The sequence below is a fragment of the Bacillus sp. FJAT-45350 genome (assembly GCF_002335805.1).
Lineage (GTDB): Bacteria > Bacillota > Bacilli > Bacillales > NISU01 > FJAT-45350.
Genome location: NZ_NISU01000001.1, coordinates 1,467,263 through 1,482,705 on the forward strand (window position 1 = coordinate 1,467,263; position 15,443 = coordinate 1,482,705).

Annotated in this window: 15 protein-coding genes; 3 read left to right on the forward strand and 12 right to left on the reverse strand. The window is 35.8% G+C overall.

Annotation, left to right across the window (positions count from 1 at the left end; all coding sequences use genetic code 11):
- Window positions 1-91: 91 nt before the first annotated feature.
- The 3 genes from CD003_RS07445 to CD003_RS07455 form a co-directional block, all read right to left on the reverse strand.
- Window positions 92-1,156, reverse strand: a complete 1,065-nt coding sequence (locus CD003_RS07445; protein WP_096200524.1) for a TRAP transporter substrate-binding protein — start codon at window positions 1,154-1,156, stop codon at window positions 92-94.
- A 161-nt stretch (window positions 1,157-1,317) separates the two neighbouring features.
- Window positions 1,318-2,214 carry an NAD(P)-dependent oxidoreductase gene (locus tag CD003_RS07450; protein WP_096200525.1) on the reverse strand — a complete coding sequence of 299 codons (897 nt, stop codon included), beginning with the start codon at window positions 2,212-2,214 and terminating at the stop codon, window positions 1,318-1,320.
- Window positions 2,215-2,515: 301 nt separating this feature from the next.
- The gene (locus CD003_RS07455) at window positions 2,516-4,255 is read right to left on the reverse strand and encodes a dihydroxy-acid dehydratase (protein ID WP_096200526.1); all 1,740 of its coding nucleotides are present in this window, start codon (window positions 4,253-4,255) and stop codon (window positions 2,516-2,518) included.
- 276 nt (window positions 4,256-4,531) lie between these two features.
- Here CD003_RS07455 and CD003_RS07460 point away from each other — a divergent pair, with 276 nt between their 5' ends.
- Both CD003_RS07460 and CD003_RS07465 read left to right on the forward strand, forming a co-directional pair.
- The gene (locus tag CD003_RS07460) at window positions 4,532-5,164 is read left to right on the forward strand and encodes a Crp/Fnr family transcriptional regulator (protein WP_096200527.1); all 633 of its coding nucleotides are present in this window, start codon (window positions 4,532-4,534) and stop codon (window positions 5,162-5,164) included.
- A 309-nt stretch (window positions 5,165-5,473) separates the two neighbouring features.
- Window positions 5,474-5,929: an OsmC family protein gene (locus tag CD003_RS07465; protein ID WP_096200528.1), complete on the forward strand. Its 456-nt coding sequence runs from the start codon at window positions 5,474-5,476 to the stop codon at window positions 5,927-5,929.
- 73 nt (window positions 5,930-6,002) lie between these two features.
- Here the strand turns inward: CD003_RS07465 and CD003_RS22245 are convergent, their stop codons facing one another.
- From CD003_RS22245 to resA, 8 genes are all read right to left on the reverse strand, one after another.
- Complete coding sequence (locus CD003_RS22245; protein WP_257008258.1) at window positions 6,003-6,128, reverse strand: hypothetical protein; 126 nt, start codon at window positions 6,126-6,128, stop codon at window positions 6,003-6,005.
- A gap of 173 nt (window positions 6,129-6,301) precedes the next feature.
- Window positions 6,302-8,761 carry a heavy metal translocating P-type ATPase gene (locus tag CD003_RS07470; RefSeq protein WP_096200529.1) on the reverse strand — a complete coding sequence of 820 codons (2,460 nt, stop codon included), beginning with the start codon at window positions 8,759-8,761 and terminating at the stop codon, window positions 6,302-6,304.
- 49 nt (window positions 8,762-8,810) lie between these two features.
- A complete protein-coding gene (locus CD003_RS07475; RefSeq protein ID WP_142302857.1) occupies window positions 8,811-9,002 on the reverse strand; it encodes a hypothetical protein in 192 nt (63 codons plus the stop codon).
- Window positions 9,003-9,115: 113 nt separating this feature from the next.
- Window positions 9,116-9,781 carry a response regulator transcription factor gene (locus CD003_RS07480; protein ID WP_096200531.1) on the reverse strand — a complete coding sequence of 222 codons (666 nt, stop codon included), beginning with the start codon at window positions 9,779-9,781 and terminating at the stop codon, window positions 9,116-9,118.
- On the reverse strand, window positions 9,759-11,159 hold the full coding sequence (locus CD003_RS07485) for a sensor histidine kinase (RefSeq protein WP_096202283.1): 1,401 nt from the start codon (window positions 11,157-11,159) through the stop codon (window positions 9,759-9,761). Before CD003_RS07485 ends, CD003_RS07480 begins: the two co-directional genes overlap by 23 nt.
- A gap of 153 nt (window positions 11,160-11,312) precedes the next feature.
- The gene (locus CD003_RS07490; RefSeq protein WP_257008259.1) at window positions 11,313-12,311 is read right to left on the reverse strand and encodes a F510_1955 family glycosylhydrolase; all 999 of its coding nucleotides are present in this window, start codon (window positions 12,309-12,311) and stop codon (window positions 11,313-11,315) included.
- 58 nt (window positions 12,312-12,369) lie between these two features.
- The gene (locus CD003_RS07495; protein ID WP_096200532.1) at window positions 12,370-13,101 is read right to left on the reverse strand and encodes an urease accessory protein UreH domain-containing protein; all 732 of its coding nucleotides are present in this window, start codon (window positions 13,099-13,101) and stop codon (window positions 12,370-12,372) included.
- A gap of 17 nt (window positions 13,102-13,118) precedes the next feature.
- The gene (gene resA, locus CD003_RS07500) at window positions 13,119-13,649 is read right to left on the reverse strand and encodes a thiol-disulfide oxidoreductase ResA (RefSeq protein WP_179295477.1); all 531 of its coding nucleotides are present in this window, start codon (window positions 13,647-13,649) and stop codon (window positions 13,119-13,121) included.
- 167 nt (window positions 13,650-13,816) lie between these two features.
- Between resA and CD003_RS07505 the strand changes: the two genes are divergently transcribed.
- On the forward strand, window positions 13,817-15,049 hold the full coding sequence (locus tag CD003_RS07505) for a TolB family protein (RefSeq protein ID WP_257008354.1): 1,233 nt from the start codon (window positions 13,817-13,819) through the stop codon (window positions 15,047-15,049).
- Window positions 15,050-15,208: 159 nt separating this feature from the next.
- Here CD003_RS07505 and CD003_RS07510 read toward each other — a convergent pair whose 3' ends face one another.
- Entirely contained in the window at window positions 15,209-15,436 is a 228-nt protein-coding gene (locus tag CD003_RS07510; RefSeq protein ID WP_096200535.1) for a sulfurtransferase TusA family protein, read from the reverse strand.
- Window positions 15,437-15,443: the final 7 nt, after the last annotated feature.

The following is a 15,443-nucleotide window of genomic DNA, read 5'->3' on the forward strand; positions in this document are numbered from 1 at the left end:
AATATAGACTGTTCTAAAAAGTTCTACCCCTTTTTAGAACAGTCTTTTTTAGGTGCATACTACCATTAAAAGTTTAAAGATACTTTACTGCTTAGTTTCGGAGCTTGTTTATTTCTTCTATAAATTCATTTACAAGATCCTCACCTATTTCTTTAGAATATTTATCAACAATAGGTTGAGTTAATTCTTGCATTTTTTCTCTTTCTTCTAATGATAATTCATTTACTTCAATTAAATTATCTTTAGTTAAATATTCAATTGTTTCTTCTTCCATTGCTCTATTTACTTCTCGTTGATATAGACTTGCTTCATTTGCTGCTTCTTGTACAATCGAGCGTTCTTGCTCTGTTAATTTATCCCAAAAATGTTTACTTAAAATTATGATTGCTGGGTTATAAACATAATTTGTAAGACTGAAGTTAGTCTGTACTTCATATAACTTTTCATGATCTACCATTGGTGTTGTGGCATCTGTGCCATCAATTGCTTTACTTTCTAGAGCAGAAAAAACCTCAGAAAAACCCATCGGGGTTGGATTCGCTCCCAATGCCCGATATATTTCTAAATGTATTTCGTTTTGCATAGTACGAATCTTTAATCCCTTAAAGTCTTCGACACTTTGTATGGCATGCTTACTATTCGTTACGCTCCGAAACCCATTCTCAGCAAAACTAAGACCAATCAAATTATGTTGAGATAGATTGTTTAATAACCCTTGCCCTACTGGTCCATCAAGTACTACATCAGCTTCTTCCCCACTATTAAATATAAACGGTAAGTCAAAGATACCAAATTCTTTTGATACCGCATATAAAGGACCCGTCGAAGAAATCGCTGCTTCTTGAATGCCTCCTTGTAACGATTCGATCACTTGTCTTTCATCACCTAATGTGCCACCGTAATATAACTCAACTTTCATTTTTCCGTCACTTTTTTCTTCAATAATCTCAGCAAACTTCGCTAAACCTTGACTTAACGGGTGTCTTTCAGGACTTGGAGCGCTAGCCTTAATTACATGCTCATTTATTCCATTTGTTTCTTTACTTTGAGGTGAATCTGTTCCGTTTGTATTGCCCACATCATCACTACCACACGCCCCGAGAAGAATTACCCCAGGTAAGATTCCAAACAGAATGTTTCTAATCCACTTTTTCATAATTTCCCCCTTATAGTATAAGCATAAATTTAAAATGTACCTACAAACAAAATTAACATTTACATTAGAATGAGATAATGAAGAATCTACTCATTCTTTTTCCATTCCTAAAGTCTTAACCAGCTGTAAAGAAAACGCTTTCATTTGTGTGTAACATCACTTTAATATTCTGCTAATCTAGAATCCTTAACAATTACATTACATTGTTTTTCAATAGGTTGTATAACTGCAGACATATCTAATTCTGATAAATCTTGTTTTATAGCAGTTACAAATGCTTTTTCAGCTAAACTTCCAGTTCTTTCTTTAATACCTGCTATTTCAAAAAGTTGGTTAGCAATTCTAATATCTTTTTCCATATACTTCAATGCTCCACCAAGACCAAAATCACGTTTTAACACATGGTTACCGATATGACGACGTAGCATACGACTGTCACCATAACTCGACTTTAAAATATCGAATAACTTTTCTGGTGGTAGTCCATGCGCTGTACCTGCAACCATTACTTCAGACGCTGCTAGAGAATGAACAGCTACTAGGTACTGATTCATTAATTTAGCCACACTTCCAAGTCCAGAGTCTCCCAAAAGGTGAATTTTTTCACCAATTGTCTTTAAGATGGGTAAAACTCTTTCAAAAGCAGTTTGATTCCCACCTACCATAATCGTTAACTTGCCTTGTTCTACACCTTCTGGGCCACCACTTATCGGTGCATCAAGGTAATGAATGCCTTTCGTAGATGCCTGGCTAGCGATCCTAATACTTGTATCCATATCAATTGTAGTAAAATCAACACAAACGGTATCTGCTTGGGCAAGTTCTATTACCGTGTTGTAAACTTGTTCAACATCCTTTGGCATCGATAAGCATGTAAAGACTACATCACAATTGGTAACAAGTTTTGGTATATTTTCTGCAGGCCTAGCTCCTTTTTCTATTAATGGAGCCATCTTTTTACGAGTTCGATTATAGACCGTAACCTCATAGTCTGCTTGAAGAAATCTTTCTACCATTCGTGCACCCATTACTCCAAGACCTATAAAGCCTATACGCATAAACCTTCCCCCTTTATCTTAGTTTTGAATTTTCAGTAATTTTAAGAATTCTTAAAAAGCATTAGGTTTAATGTAAATTTATCGATAAAACAAAATATCTCAATTTATAAATACAATATCAACTATGGAATCTCCTTCTTACGGAGCGATAATCGCAAACCATGATACTGTTCCTTGAATATAATTTATCATAGAAATAAATAGGTAGTTGTAAAATCGTTTACATAATTTTAACTAATTAAATGGAACTGTAATTAACTTGTTTACGAACTTATAAAGTGTATTTTAAACTTTCCTAGTTTTAGGTTTTTTTATTGTCTTTCTTAGAAGTCGACAATGAAGTTCGAGGAAGATTGCTATCAAGGAGGAAATCAAAATCTGCTCCTTCATTAGCTTGTGTCACATGCTGATGATAAAGCCAGTCGTAACCCCGGGATGGAGATTCTGGAAGTACTAGAGTTTTTCTTCTCTCCTCAAGTTCTTCTTCATTAACAAGTAGATCAAGGCGACACTCTACTGCATCTAGTTTAATTATATCCCCATCCTTTACTAAAGCTAATGGACCGCCTATCGCAGACTCAGGTGATACGTGTAACACGACAGCGCCATCTGCAGTTCCACTCATACGACCATCTGATATTCGAAGCATATCTCTCACTCCTTGATCCCAAAGTCTTCTTGGTATTGGTATTTTCGCTGACTCTGGCATACCAGGTCCACCAATCGGTCCTAAACCTCTTAATACTAGAACACTATTAGACTCAACTGGGAGATTCGGATCATCAATACGTTTGTTCATATCATCCAACCCATCAAAAACCAGGGCTGGACCACTATGTCTCCATAATTCTCGAGGTGCAGCTGCCCTTTTAAAAACAGCACCCTTAGGAGCTAAAGAACCTTGAAGAATAGCCAATCCACCAGCATCATTTATTGGGTTTTCCAAAGAGCGTAGGACAGGAGAATTAAATTCTGTCACCTCTCCAATAGCCTCTGCCCATGTTTCTCCTTTCACGTTTATCGTATCAAGGTGCATCTTGGGTGATAGTCGTTTAACTAATGCCGGAATACCACCCGCTTCGTTAAAGTCTTCAAGTAAATAAGGACCAGCAGGACTGACAGCAACTAATTGTGGTGTTGTTTCACTCCATTTGTTGAAACGCTCAACTCCAATTCTAATTCCAAGCCGACCTGCAATTGCTTCTAGGTGAAGTACTGCATTCGTTGAGCCACCTATTGCACATACTACACGAAAAGCATTCTCTAACGATTTTTCTGTTACTATCTGATCGGGAGTACGTTTTGCTTCCGTTAGTTGTACTGCTATTCTTCCCGTTTCTTCAGCGATACGTTGACGACCGGCACTTGTTGCAGGAAGAAAAGATGAACCAGGTAACGCTAAACCTAAACTTTCGACAATTGATGACATTGTTGAAGCTGTACCCATGACATTACAAGTACCGGCACTTGGAATTAGCTCACTAATAAATTTCTCCCATTCCTGATCTGTTACTTCTCCTTTTTGTCTTTCATCTTTCTTAGACCATAAATCATGAATAGTCATGACTTTTCCACCACATTTTGATGTATTACGTGGACCTGCTGATAAAGATATTGTTGGTTTACCAGCACTAATTGCCCCCATAATTTGTGCTGGTACTGTTTTATCACAACCATTAAGTAGAACTACACCATCTATTGGACTTCTTTGAATCATTTCTTCTACATCCATCGCCATTAAATTACGTAAAATTAGTGATGAGGGATTGTTTAATTGTTCATGAATTGATATTGTCGGAAATTCTACCGGCACCCCCCCTGCAGCGAGAATCCCTCTTTTTACTGATTCTGATATGCTGCGAAGGTTAATATTACAAGGATTAACCTCACTCCAACTTGTACAAATACCGATTACTCGACGGGTCTTAAGCATCTCATTAGAGAAACCAGCACCTTGCATAAAAGCACGTGAAACATCACCTTCTATGTTATCTGATCTAAATATACTTCCGTCGATACCATTATTCTTATTATTCGACATCTTTTCTCCTCCTTATAAAAATTACAAATTATTCAATCTATAAGTCAATAAATCATATTTAAAATAGAGGTATTATTTTATTTGCAAAACATAGTATGATTATAATATGAAGGTTTTCATTAGAATCTTCCCCTACTTTCCATAGACTTTATATTTAGCTATTTAGTTTCTAAAACTAATGTAACAAAGAATCTACTTATTAGTTGTAAAAGCGTTTACAAAAATTAAAACTTATTTATCTAGCAAAAGTAACTAACATAAAAATGAGGGATTGTAATGGAGAATGAACTACAGACATCACAATGGGAAACTTACTTAAAATATGGTACAAGAAAGTTTGCAAAGAAAGAGACCATTCTTTATAACATGGGTGATAGCGCAAACGGATTTTATTATATTAAAAAGGGAATAGTAAAAATCCTTACTTACACACAAGATGGTGAAGAAAAATGTTTTGATTTTCGTGGCCAAGGACAATTATTCGGAGAATGGGGGCTTATCAAAGAGCCGTACATAACTGGAGCTATTGCAAAAGAGGATTGTATTTTATATTACTTTTCAAACGAAAGTTTCCGAAAGATGATTAGTATATCTGAGGAATCACTCAAGCTCTTTCTCGATTTTGTCTATAAAGTTATTTGGGATCGAACACAACAAAATTTTTATCCTTCTAATACTGAGCAGCAAATGGCATATGCGATAAATAAGCTAAATGAGCTTTCAACCGCTACAAACGTTATACATATTTCTCAACAAGAGCTAGCAAATTATATTGGATTAACACGTATAACAGTTAACAAGTTTTTACAAAAATTAAAAGATAAAGACATTATTGAGTTAAATAATAAAGAAATTATTATTAAGGATGTAGAATATTTCCTTCAGATTAATAAAAGTGAAACTAGGTAACAATCCAACTAATCTGACTTATTTATTGGATAAAGCACTTTATTTGATAGACGTTTGTTCAAACGCTTGCTTTGTATATTCTTACATTTAGAATCTAGAAATTAAATAAATAATCTTTCTTAGGGCCTCATCCGTTGGATAGATATACATGTTTGTGCTCATTCAAATAAATGTTTATATTAAGTATACCCCTCTTGTATTAAGAGATTTAGTTTAATTAAGCTTATTGTGAAATTTCGAAAAATTCTTTACACTTCATCAAATTTTGTATATAATTCCGATATAAATACTATGTTATGAGGTGTAAAAATGGCAAAGACAAATACGTTAGTAAAAATTTCGGCAACAGGAAAATGGGATGAACAAGTTAAATCAAGCCACAACATTCGAGAGTTCAACTCGTTTATTATGGATGAACCAGTCGAGTTAGGTGGCACTGATGAAGGAGCAAATCCAATGGAGTATATTGCGGCAGCGTTAAATGGTTGTAAAGCTGTCATGATCCCTCTCATTGCAAAGGAACAAGGTTTTACATTTACGAATCTTGATTTTGAAACGACAGGTGTCATTGATATTAGAGGTTTAATGGGAGAAGAAGGTGTTAACCCTCATTTTCAAAAGGTACGATTTACGGTAAAAATCGAAACAGAAGAGTCAGAAGAGGCAATTGAAAAGTTAAAAAGTGAAGTAGAAAGACGTTGCCCAGTATATAACTTATTAGCTGATGCAAATGTGAAAATTGATGCAATCTGGAAAAAAGCATAATAGAATGCTGAGGTACGTTGATTTTAAAGGAGATAAGGTGACACTTCGAGTAAAGAACTTATTAGCGTCACCTTTATTTTCCTCTCTGCTTTCTCCAATTACAAATTAACCCTCTTTGTTTTCCACGACTATAATTATAAATAGCAAATGCTCCCACAATTCCTATGAGTAAAGCAATAAAGAAGAATAATTCATACATAACGTTTACACCCCTTTTTAAATAATTGACCCACTTAGTATCTCACTGTATTGAGACTTTATTAATCAAAGAGTAGCTAGCTTTTAAATAAGAAAACAAGCTAAAAAATTAAGAGGTTACCCAGAAGGATTTTCAACCTTATGGACAACCTCTATGTATAGTAAATTTGATTATTAAAAATCAGATTTGAATTTTCTAAGGCGTAATGTATTTAATATAACAGACACGGAGCTGAACGCCATCGCTGCACCAGCTAACATTGGGTTTAAAAGAATACCAAAGAATGGATATAGCATCCCTGCTGCTACTGGAATTAGAACGATATTATAACCAAATGCCCATCCAAGGTTTTGCCAAATCATTTTCATCGTTTGCTTTGACAATCTTAATGCAGTTACAACGCTTCTAATATCACCACGCATTAACGTAATATTTGCCGTTTCCATTGCAACATCAGTACCTGTTCCAATCGCTATTCCTACATCAGCTTGTGCTAAAGCAGGAGCATCATTGATACCATCACCGACCATTGCTACTATCTTTCCTTCGTCTTGTAATTTTTTTACTTCTTCTGCTTTATGCTCTGGTAATACTTCTGCAATATAGTTCTCGATACCAGCTTCTTTGGCGATTGCTTTTGCTGTACGTTCATGGTCACCCGTTAGCATGATTACCTCAATCCCCATTAACTTTAAGACTTTCACTGCAGGAATAGTTCCTGCCTTTAATGTATCTGCTACAGCAATGACTCCTGCAAATTGGCCATCAACCGCCACATACATTGGCGTTTTCCCTTGATCTGCTAAGGCAATTGCTTTTTCTTCAAAGCTTTGGATATCAACCGAATATTTTTTCATTAACTTAAGGTTTCCAATTAAAACTTCTTTGTTACCTATAACTGCTAGTAAACCATGACCAACAATTGCTTCAAAGGATTCTGGCTTATCAATGTCTAGCTCTTTTTCTTTTGCAGCTTCAACAATTGCTTCCCCTAGTGGATGTTCAGATGCTGTCTCAACAGAAGCAGCTATCTTTAATAATTCATCTTCTGAAAACTTGTTAGTTGTCAATAAATCGGTTAGTTTTGGCTTACCTTCAGTAATTGTACCGGTTTTGTCTAATACAACAGTAGTAATTTTATGAGCTCTTTCTAAACTTGCTGCGTCTTTTATTAAAATCCCGTTTTCTGCCCCTTTTTCCGTACCTACCATAATTGCCGTCGGGGTTGCCAGACCTAAAGCACATGGACATGCAATGATAAGAATAGCAATAAATGTTGTTAAGGCAAAAATAAGACTTGGATCAGGTCCTACAAAATACCAAACAATAAACGATAACACTGCTGTTAGGACAACTGCAGGAACAAAATAAGCAGAAATAACATCAACAATACGCTGAATCGGTGCTTTTGATCCCTGTGCCTCATTCACCATGCGAATGATCTGCGCTAGCGCTGTTTCTTTACCAACTTTTGTTGCTCTAAATGTAAAACTACCTGATTTATTTATTGTTGCACCAATAACGGCATCATCGACAGTCTTCTCGACAGGGATTGATTCACCTGTTAACATCGATTCATCTATAGTCGACCTTCCTTTGATTACAATACCATCAACAGGAATTCGTTCACCTGGTCGCACCATAATTTCGTCATTAACTAGTACATCATCCACCTGAATTTCTTGTTCTACTCCATTACGAACAACTCTTGCTGTTTTTGCTTGTAAGCTCATTAATTTTTTTATGGCTGTAGATGTTTTTCCTTTTGCTTTGGCTTCAAAATAACGTCCAAGTAAGATTAATGTTGTAATGACTGTTGTTACATCATAGTATAGTTGATACGGAAAACCGATTTCAGTTAACTGGACAGGAAATAATGTCATTGCCCCACTATAAGCCCACGCAGCTGTTGTTCCCATTGCGACAAGAACATTCATATCAGCAGACTTATTTTTTAAGACTTTGTAACTGTTTCTATAAAATCTCCAACCTGGAACTAGTTGAATGTAACTCGTTAATAGTAATAAGAAAAAGGGATTGGCTAACCAACCAGGTACCCATCCTCCCCATCCATGCATCATATGAGGAATGCTACCTATTAGAACAATCGTTGTTAAAATTGCAGCAATCGTAAAATCTTTAAATAATTTCTCTGATTCTTCTTCGTTTTCATTTGTTGTTTCTCGTTCAGCCTTTTCATCAAGTAAGGTAGCTTCATACCCTGTTTTCTCTATTGCGTTTATGATTGCTTCCGTATTAATGACACCCTTTTTCCCTTCAACTTGAGCTTGACTTGCAGCAAGGTTCACATTAACCTTTTCTACACCTTCGACTTTAGAAATCATTTTTTCTACACGATTAACGCAAGAGGCACAAGTCATCCCTTTGACAGAGAACATTAATTTTCTCAGGTGATCTTCTTCATCTATCCTTTTTACATCGTAGCCAAGCTTTTCAATTGCTTGAATCACCTGCTCTGGTTTTACTGTTTCGTCAGCTTCTATTTGAGCTTGATTTGAAGCTAAATTAACATTAACTTCATGAACTCCTTCGACTTTAGCAACAATTTTCTCTACACGGTTTACACAAGAAGCACATGTCATACCTTTAACGGAAAAAATCATTTTTCCCATTTTATTTCTCCCCTTCAATCAAACATTGGTAAATAAACTGTTAACTTTCTTATAGTTTATTTAATTTCCCTTTTAACCGGTCGTATTCTTCTTCTGTAATATCACCTTTCACAAGTCGTTCAGTTAATAATTCAAAATTTCTGTTATTCCCCTGTCTACTAGAGTTATTCATATAATTTTTGATGAAATAAATTCCTACAAAAATTAATAACCCCCAAAACAGAATCATGCCAAACATCATAGGCCATCCCCCCATACCAGCGCACGCTTCATAAAAGTTCATCCTAATCATCTCCTCTCGATGATTAAAGTATAATTTAAAAATGTGCAGAATCTTTTGATAAAGTTATAAAATTACTCCCATTTATAACCAACACCCCAAATTGTTTTTAGGTGGTCACTAATAGGAAAGCCTGCTTTTCGGCACTTCTCACGGATATTTCGAACATGGGAATCTACTGTTCTGTCTTCAGTATCTGAATCTAACCCCCAAATCGTTTCAATTAATTTTTCACGACTAAATACAGTTTTCGGATGTTTAATCAGAAGCCCAATCATGTCAAATTCTTTTGGTGTTAATGAAATTTTATTATCTTTATAGAAAAATTCATGGTGCTTTGCATCCCAGACAAGTCCGTTGAATTCTACTTTCTCGACATGAAGAGCTCTCCGTAGTACCGCTTCAATCCGAGCTAAAAGCACATCTTCATCGAACGGTTTTGTAATGTAATCATCTGCTCCAACTTTCAAGCCTTTAACAACATCAGTACTTTGATCTCGAGCAGTTAACATAATGATAGGAATAGATGAAAATTCCCGTACTTGTTTTGCCACTTCCCATCCATCCATTTCTGGCATCATAATATCTAGTAAAATGAGATCGAACGATTGGCTTTCAATTAGCTCAAGTGCCTCACTTCCTGTGCTGCTTGTATGACATAGATACCCTTTTGGTTCTAAAAATAATGTGATTAACTGTTGCATCCTTATTTCATCGTCAACGATTAGTATTTTCATCATGGTTCATTTCCTCCTCCAAAAGGATAGTAAAAGTAGTCCCAGTACCGATCGTACTGGCTACCTCAATTTCTCCCTCGTGCCTTTCAATTATCTCTTTAGCAATCGTTAATCCTAATCCACTTCCACCTGTAGCTCGGGAACGAGATTTATCCACTCTGTATAAACGATCCCAAATAAACGGAATGTCCTTTTCGGCAATGCCTTCTCCTTCATCAGAAATAACGATAGCGATTTTACCATCTTCGTTGCCAACGGAAACTTGCACATTAGAGTTTGGTGGAGAGTACTTTAGAGCATTATCTAAAAAATTAATAATCACTTGTTCAAATCGTTGAGGATCGATACAAACATAGTGCCTTTCACTGCAGGTTAGAACAAGTGATACTCCTTCTCCTTCATAAAGTGTTTTAACTCTTACAATAATTTTCTCAAGAAATGGACGTAAGTGAACCCGCACTTTATGAATTTCAAATTGATTTTGGTCCATTTTTGCCAAATCAAATAAATCCTTTACTAATCTTGTTACATTGCTTACTTCTTCTTGTACGATAGTTAGATATTGCTCACGGTCTGTTGAAGATAGATTTGGTCGCTTTAGAATGTCTGCATACCCCTTGATGTACGTGAGGGGCGTACGTAATTCATGAGAAATACTAGCTAAAAATTCATGCCTCTCCTTCTTTAAACGCTCCAAATCATCAGATAGTGTTTGAATCGACATAGCCAGGTCACCAAGTTCATCTTCCCGGTAAATATCTAACGTTACGTCACTGCTACCTTTACTTAGCTTTTCTGTTACTACCTTCATTTGTTTTAAAGGTTCTGTAATGAGCCTGGAAAGGAAAAAGGTTGTAATACCTAATAAGAAAATGGCTAAAACACCTACAATGATAAATTGACTAGTTAAACTTCTTATCATCGTATTAATTGCTTCTGTTTGTAAAAACATGTAAACATAACCTTTTACTGAGCCATCTACATATAATGGACTTACTGTGGCTAAATAGGGCTCGGTTTTCCACCTTGATTCCAAAACGATACCATGATGAGAAAAGTTAGCAGATTGACTTCGGGCTATTATCTGTCTGATGTCCTCAGACACTTGGTTAGAAGCGTCTATTACGGAAAAATGTTCATCAGTAATTACAACGATAGTTCTTGCTTCAGATTCCATCAAGGCTACATGATGAATTGTTGATGAAGTAAAATAATTCTCTAATACATCACGGTGACTGCTCCCTCGAGATAAGAGGTTTTCGGTTTCACTATCGACACGTTCATTGACAATCGAAATATAAAGAAAGAAAAAAAGAATTGACCCTATCAATACCATAAGAGTCAGAAACAACATTCCTAATTTAAAAGTTAGTTTTTTTATAAAGCTCACCTACTTTGTAAAAATCTAATAGAGGTTGTTCATGGCCAACGTTTAAGCTAATGAACAACCTCTTGAATGACTTATTTTTTTGCACAGCCTTCATTATTATTTTCTCTAATATGGCCACATTTTATTTTAATGAATACGAGCAACTTATTGAACCAACCCGTTTTCGGCTAGTTGGTCCCAAGAGTTCCCACCATCATTAGAAATATAAACATGACCGTCAAACGTTGTAAACACGATTTCATTGGGTTTTTTTGGGTTTTGCGCTAAATACATAACTGCATCTTCTACAAGTTTGGGTAACAAAATTTGCTCTTCCTCACCACTATCAAGAGAATATTTAACAAGTGTTGGCTCTTGTCCAAATGCACCATACCATAATGTATTATCTGAGAAAAAGACCGATGTTCCTTGTTGGTTTAGAGTTAATAGATTGAAACTCTCGCCACCATCCTCTGAGAAAAATATTCCATCGTTTGTCACTGCCGCAACTAAATGTTCATCTGTAGGGTGTGTCGCTAAACTAAAAATGCCACTTCCGAGATTAGATGCACGAAGCTCTGTCCATGACTCTCCATTGTCTTTTGTAACAAATAACCCAGTGCTAAACTTTGAGTTTGGAAATTCATTAAATACGTACACAATATGACTTTTAAAACCTACCGCCATTACATGAAAATCACTTTCTCCTTCTAAACCTAGGTCTTCAAGGGTTTGTCCATTATCGAAGCTACGCTTTAACCCTATTGGATCTGGCAAGTCTACTCCTACTCCTGGGTGACCACTAGTGTAAAATCCTTTATCTACCGCATTGAAGCCCATATAATCATTATTTTGCCCTATTGTTTGATACCACTGGCCATCTTCATAAACCTTTATCCCAGTATGTGTTGCAAAGAAAATAGCGTCTTGATTCCCTGCATACCCTAAACCGTGTAGGTGGTCTAGTTTACCTTCGAATGGTTCATAAAAACTATTCGAGGCGATAGTTGAATGATCATCACTTTCAAATGTACTTTCTTCTACTACTTCCTCAGTAGCAACTTCTTCTTGGGTTAATTCAGCCTCCTCAACTACTTCACCATCACCACAGGCCGCTAAAATAAGTGCCATTGACACTACTGAATATAGTACTTTCTTTTTCAAAACAATAACCTCCTAAAATGCCTACTTATTTCGTTATACTTTTCGATTTTTTTATACCTTATAGTCCCCAATAGGTAATTGTATCTAAGATACCTATGAAAATAATAAGTGCCCCTGCAAAGCGTTGAATCCATAGGCCGATATTACGTCCTCTTTTCATAAATTTGCCGCTTAAGCCAAAGGTCCAAATTAAATACATTGCTATAAATAATGGAATCGAGGTACCAAGAGAAAATATAGCAGGAAGTACAGCACCATATGGTGTACTTAATACAAGAGGCATTAATAAAAAGAAAAATAATGAAAACATCGTCGGACAAAACCCAAGAGAAAGGCTACTTCCTAATAGAAATGCGCCCCACTTCCCTTTTAACTTTTCATGATATCCCTTCTGTCTTAGTCCTAATGTCCATTTCCATGTAATAACACCAAGTAAATAAAGTCCAATAATAATCAAGATTGGACCAAATAACTTTCGGAACAAAGGTAGGTAACCAGTTAGTTCACGCTGAAATTCAGATCCTAATAACCAAACTATAAAACCTAGACTAGAAAAAACAACTATTTTTCCAAGCTGAAAAAAGATAACCTCTACCCAAGGAATCGATTTCTGTAGAGAACGATTTCCATAAAGGGTAATCGCACCAATATTACCTGTGAATTGACAAGGTGCAGCAGCTGCGATAACACCAAGTATTAGTGCTGATAGTAACGGTATATTGGTTCCGTTAGAGAGATCTATCAACGGTTGATAGAATAATTGACTAATTGAATTAAACAGTTCATACATAACATTCACCCACTAACTTAATAAGGCTTAATACTTTCCATGTAACTAATGACCCTTTCCCCACTTTTACCACCAGGGATGATATCTTTTACTATTCCATGCTTATCAATAAGAACCGTCGTAGGTAAATGAACAACACCATAGTCCCCTAATACATTTCTATCATGATCAATAACAGTAGTAAAACTTAGATCATGTTTTTCAATAAATGATTTTACCGATTCTTCTCGTTCACCTATATTCACACCTATCACTTCTATACCCTGTTCTTTATAAGCCTGATATTGTTCTTCTACTATAGGCATATTTCTTTCACAAATTGCACAAAATGTACTCCAGAAGGTTAAATAAACTCCTTTTCCTTCAAAATCAGCTAATTCTACTGTGTTTCCATTTGTATCGATTACTATAAAATCCGGTGCAACGGCACCGATTCGTATTGGCTCACTGTTATAATCTGAAGAAAAATTTGTGTAAAAGGTATACCCAAGTGCTATGATTAATAGAAAAAGCACTGAAATTCGTACATATAGTCGATTTTTTTCCACACTGCCCCCCTGTGACACATTTATTTGGCTGATTAACTCATTTTACAATGAAAATATGAAGAAAGTATGAAGAAAGAAAAGAAAATATCAAGTGGATATCCTAATTGTTACGGGTTCAGTGTTAAACAGATATTAGTTAAGAATAATGTAGGGGAGGCAACTTTTTGATGCGAATAATTGCTACTATCTTATTAATGATGCTGACTTTACTTCCAACCGCTACAGCAGCTGAGAATATAAAAGCAAGCTTTATACGCGACGGAAATATGTGGCTTTATGTAAATGATAAGGAAAAACAAATAACAGATAGCGGAAAAGTTTTTGGAATCCCAAAGTGGTCACATGATGGAAACTGGATTCTATACCAAAAGCATTCTCCTACCAAGCGTCCAGGGATACCAGAACAGAGCGAGATTTGGGCATATGAATTAGAAACAGGAAAAACTAAGAAAATTTTTTATGATGGAGATTCACCAAAATGGGCTCCCAATAAAAATGTCATCGCGTATCTGGATAGAGGCATATTAGACATTTCCGATTTGAAGCGATTTTATAACATAGCAACAGGTGTAAATAGTTATACATGGTTCCCGGATGGCAAAGGCTTTCTTTTAGCAACTTCAGGAGATTTAAAGCCAGATGGCTGGTCAAGTGCTATTCTTTATACAAAAAAAGTTAACAATAATTATGAGGACATTCATTTATTTGGAGATGTAGATGAACTTTTTACACTACCGAAAGAAGTTGGCATACACGGCAAAAGCGTGATTGCTGTATCTGCAAGCGACTTTACATTTTCCCCTAGTAAAGACTGGATTTCGTTTATCGTTTCACCGACAGCTTCTTGGTCAATGGATAGCAATATGCTTTGTGTGATATCTAAGGATGGCAAAAAATTCGAAGTGTTAGATGAAATTATTTTTGGAGTAGGTACACCGAAATGGGCACCTTCCCTTGATACAATTGCATATATTGCAGGTGGTGGTAGAATTATATTCGGCTTTAAAAATAAAGATTTAAAAGTGCGTGAAATGCCCGTTTCGAATTCATACACGCCCGCTAATTATATGGAGCTTGATTTTGATTGGATAACAGATAATGAAATTGTTACCTCAAGAGCAGAGGAACGAGAATGGTCGAACGATTTCAACAAACATCCCTTACCGTCTCTTTACTCAATTGAAGTCGAAACAAATAAACAAGCAGAGATTACTCAACCTCCTAAAGGATATGGTGATTATAATCCGCAGTATGTGAAATCAATCAATAAACTTGTTTGGCATAGAGGAACATCAATTACCGACCCAAATCGAACACTTTGGATTGCCAATACTGACGGTTCAAATGCAAAAGAGTGGCTCCAAAATGTAGATAGCATTGAATTTTATAGCAAGAGTTAATCCTCAACTCCATCCAAATTTAATAAAAAGTTAAACGAAATATTGATTTAAAAACGAATAAAGCGTACCAATTACTATCCTAATTGATACGCTTTTTCTAATGTTTTTTGTTGTTTACCTTCCCGGCGTCTTAATTAGCAACTCTCTTCTATAAGTCTATTACCCTTTTTTAATCCAGAATTTGAACACGCCATCTCCCTCAGTATCCTGTACTAACTCATGGCCACCAGATTTCGCCCACGCTGTTAAATCATTTTTAGCCCCTTTATCAGTAGCATGGATTTCTAGGACATCTCCAGACTCTAGTTCTGTCATAGCTTTCTTCGTTCTTACGATTGGCATTGGACAAGCTAAACCTTTTGCGTCTAATACTTTAGTTGAATTCATAAAGTAT

Bases quoted from the DNA above. Each gene is read 5' to 3' on its own strand.
- CD003_RS07495 (WP_096200532.1), bottom strand. From the start codon at position 13,101: ATGTATGAACTGTTTAATTCAATTAGTCAATTATTCTATCAACCGTTG.
- CD003_RS07465 (WP_096200528.1), top strand. From the start codon at position 5,474: ATGGCAAAGACAAATACGTTAGTAAAAATTTCGGCAACAGGAAAATGG.
- CD003_RS22245 (WP_257008258.1), bottom strand. From the start codon at position 6,128: ATGTATGAATTATTCTTCTTTATTGCTTTACTCATAGGAATTGTGGGA.
- CD003_RS07460 (WP_096200527.1), top strand. From the start codon at position 4,532: ATGGAGAATGAACTACAGACATCACAATGGGAAACTTACTTAAAATAT.
- CD003_RS07475 (WP_142302857.1), bottom strand. From the start codon at position 9,002: ATGATGTTTGGCATGATTCTGTTTTGGGGGTTATTAATTTTTGTAGGA.
- CD003_RS07455 (WP_096200526.1), bottom strand. From the start codon at position 4,255: ATGTCGAATAATAAGAATAATGGTATCGACGGAAGTATATTTAGATCA.
- CD003_RS07450 (WP_096200525.1), bottom strand. From the start codon at position 2,214: ATGCGTATAGGCTTTATAGGTCTTGGAGTAATGGGTGCACGAATGGTA.
- CD003_RS07445 (WP_096200524.1), bottom strand. From the start codon at position 1,156: ATGAAAAAGTGGATTAGAAACATTCTGTTTGGAATCTTACCTGGGGTA.
- CD003_RS07470 (WP_096200529.1), bottom strand. From the start codon at position 8,761: ATGGGAAAAATGATTTTTTCCGTTAAAGGTATGACATGTGCTTCTTGT.
- CD003_RS07510 (WP_096200535.1), bottom strand. From the start codon at position 15,436: ATGAATTCAACTAAAGTATTAGACGCAAAAGGTTTAGCTTGTCCAATG.
- CD003_RS07480 (WP_096200531.1), bottom strand. From the start codon at position 9,781: ATGATGAAAATACTAATCGTTGACGATGAAATAAGGATGCAACAGTTA.
- CD003_RS07505 (WP_257008354.1), top strand. From the start codon at position 13,817: ATGCGAATAATTGCTACTATCTTATTAATGATGCTGACTTTACTTCCA.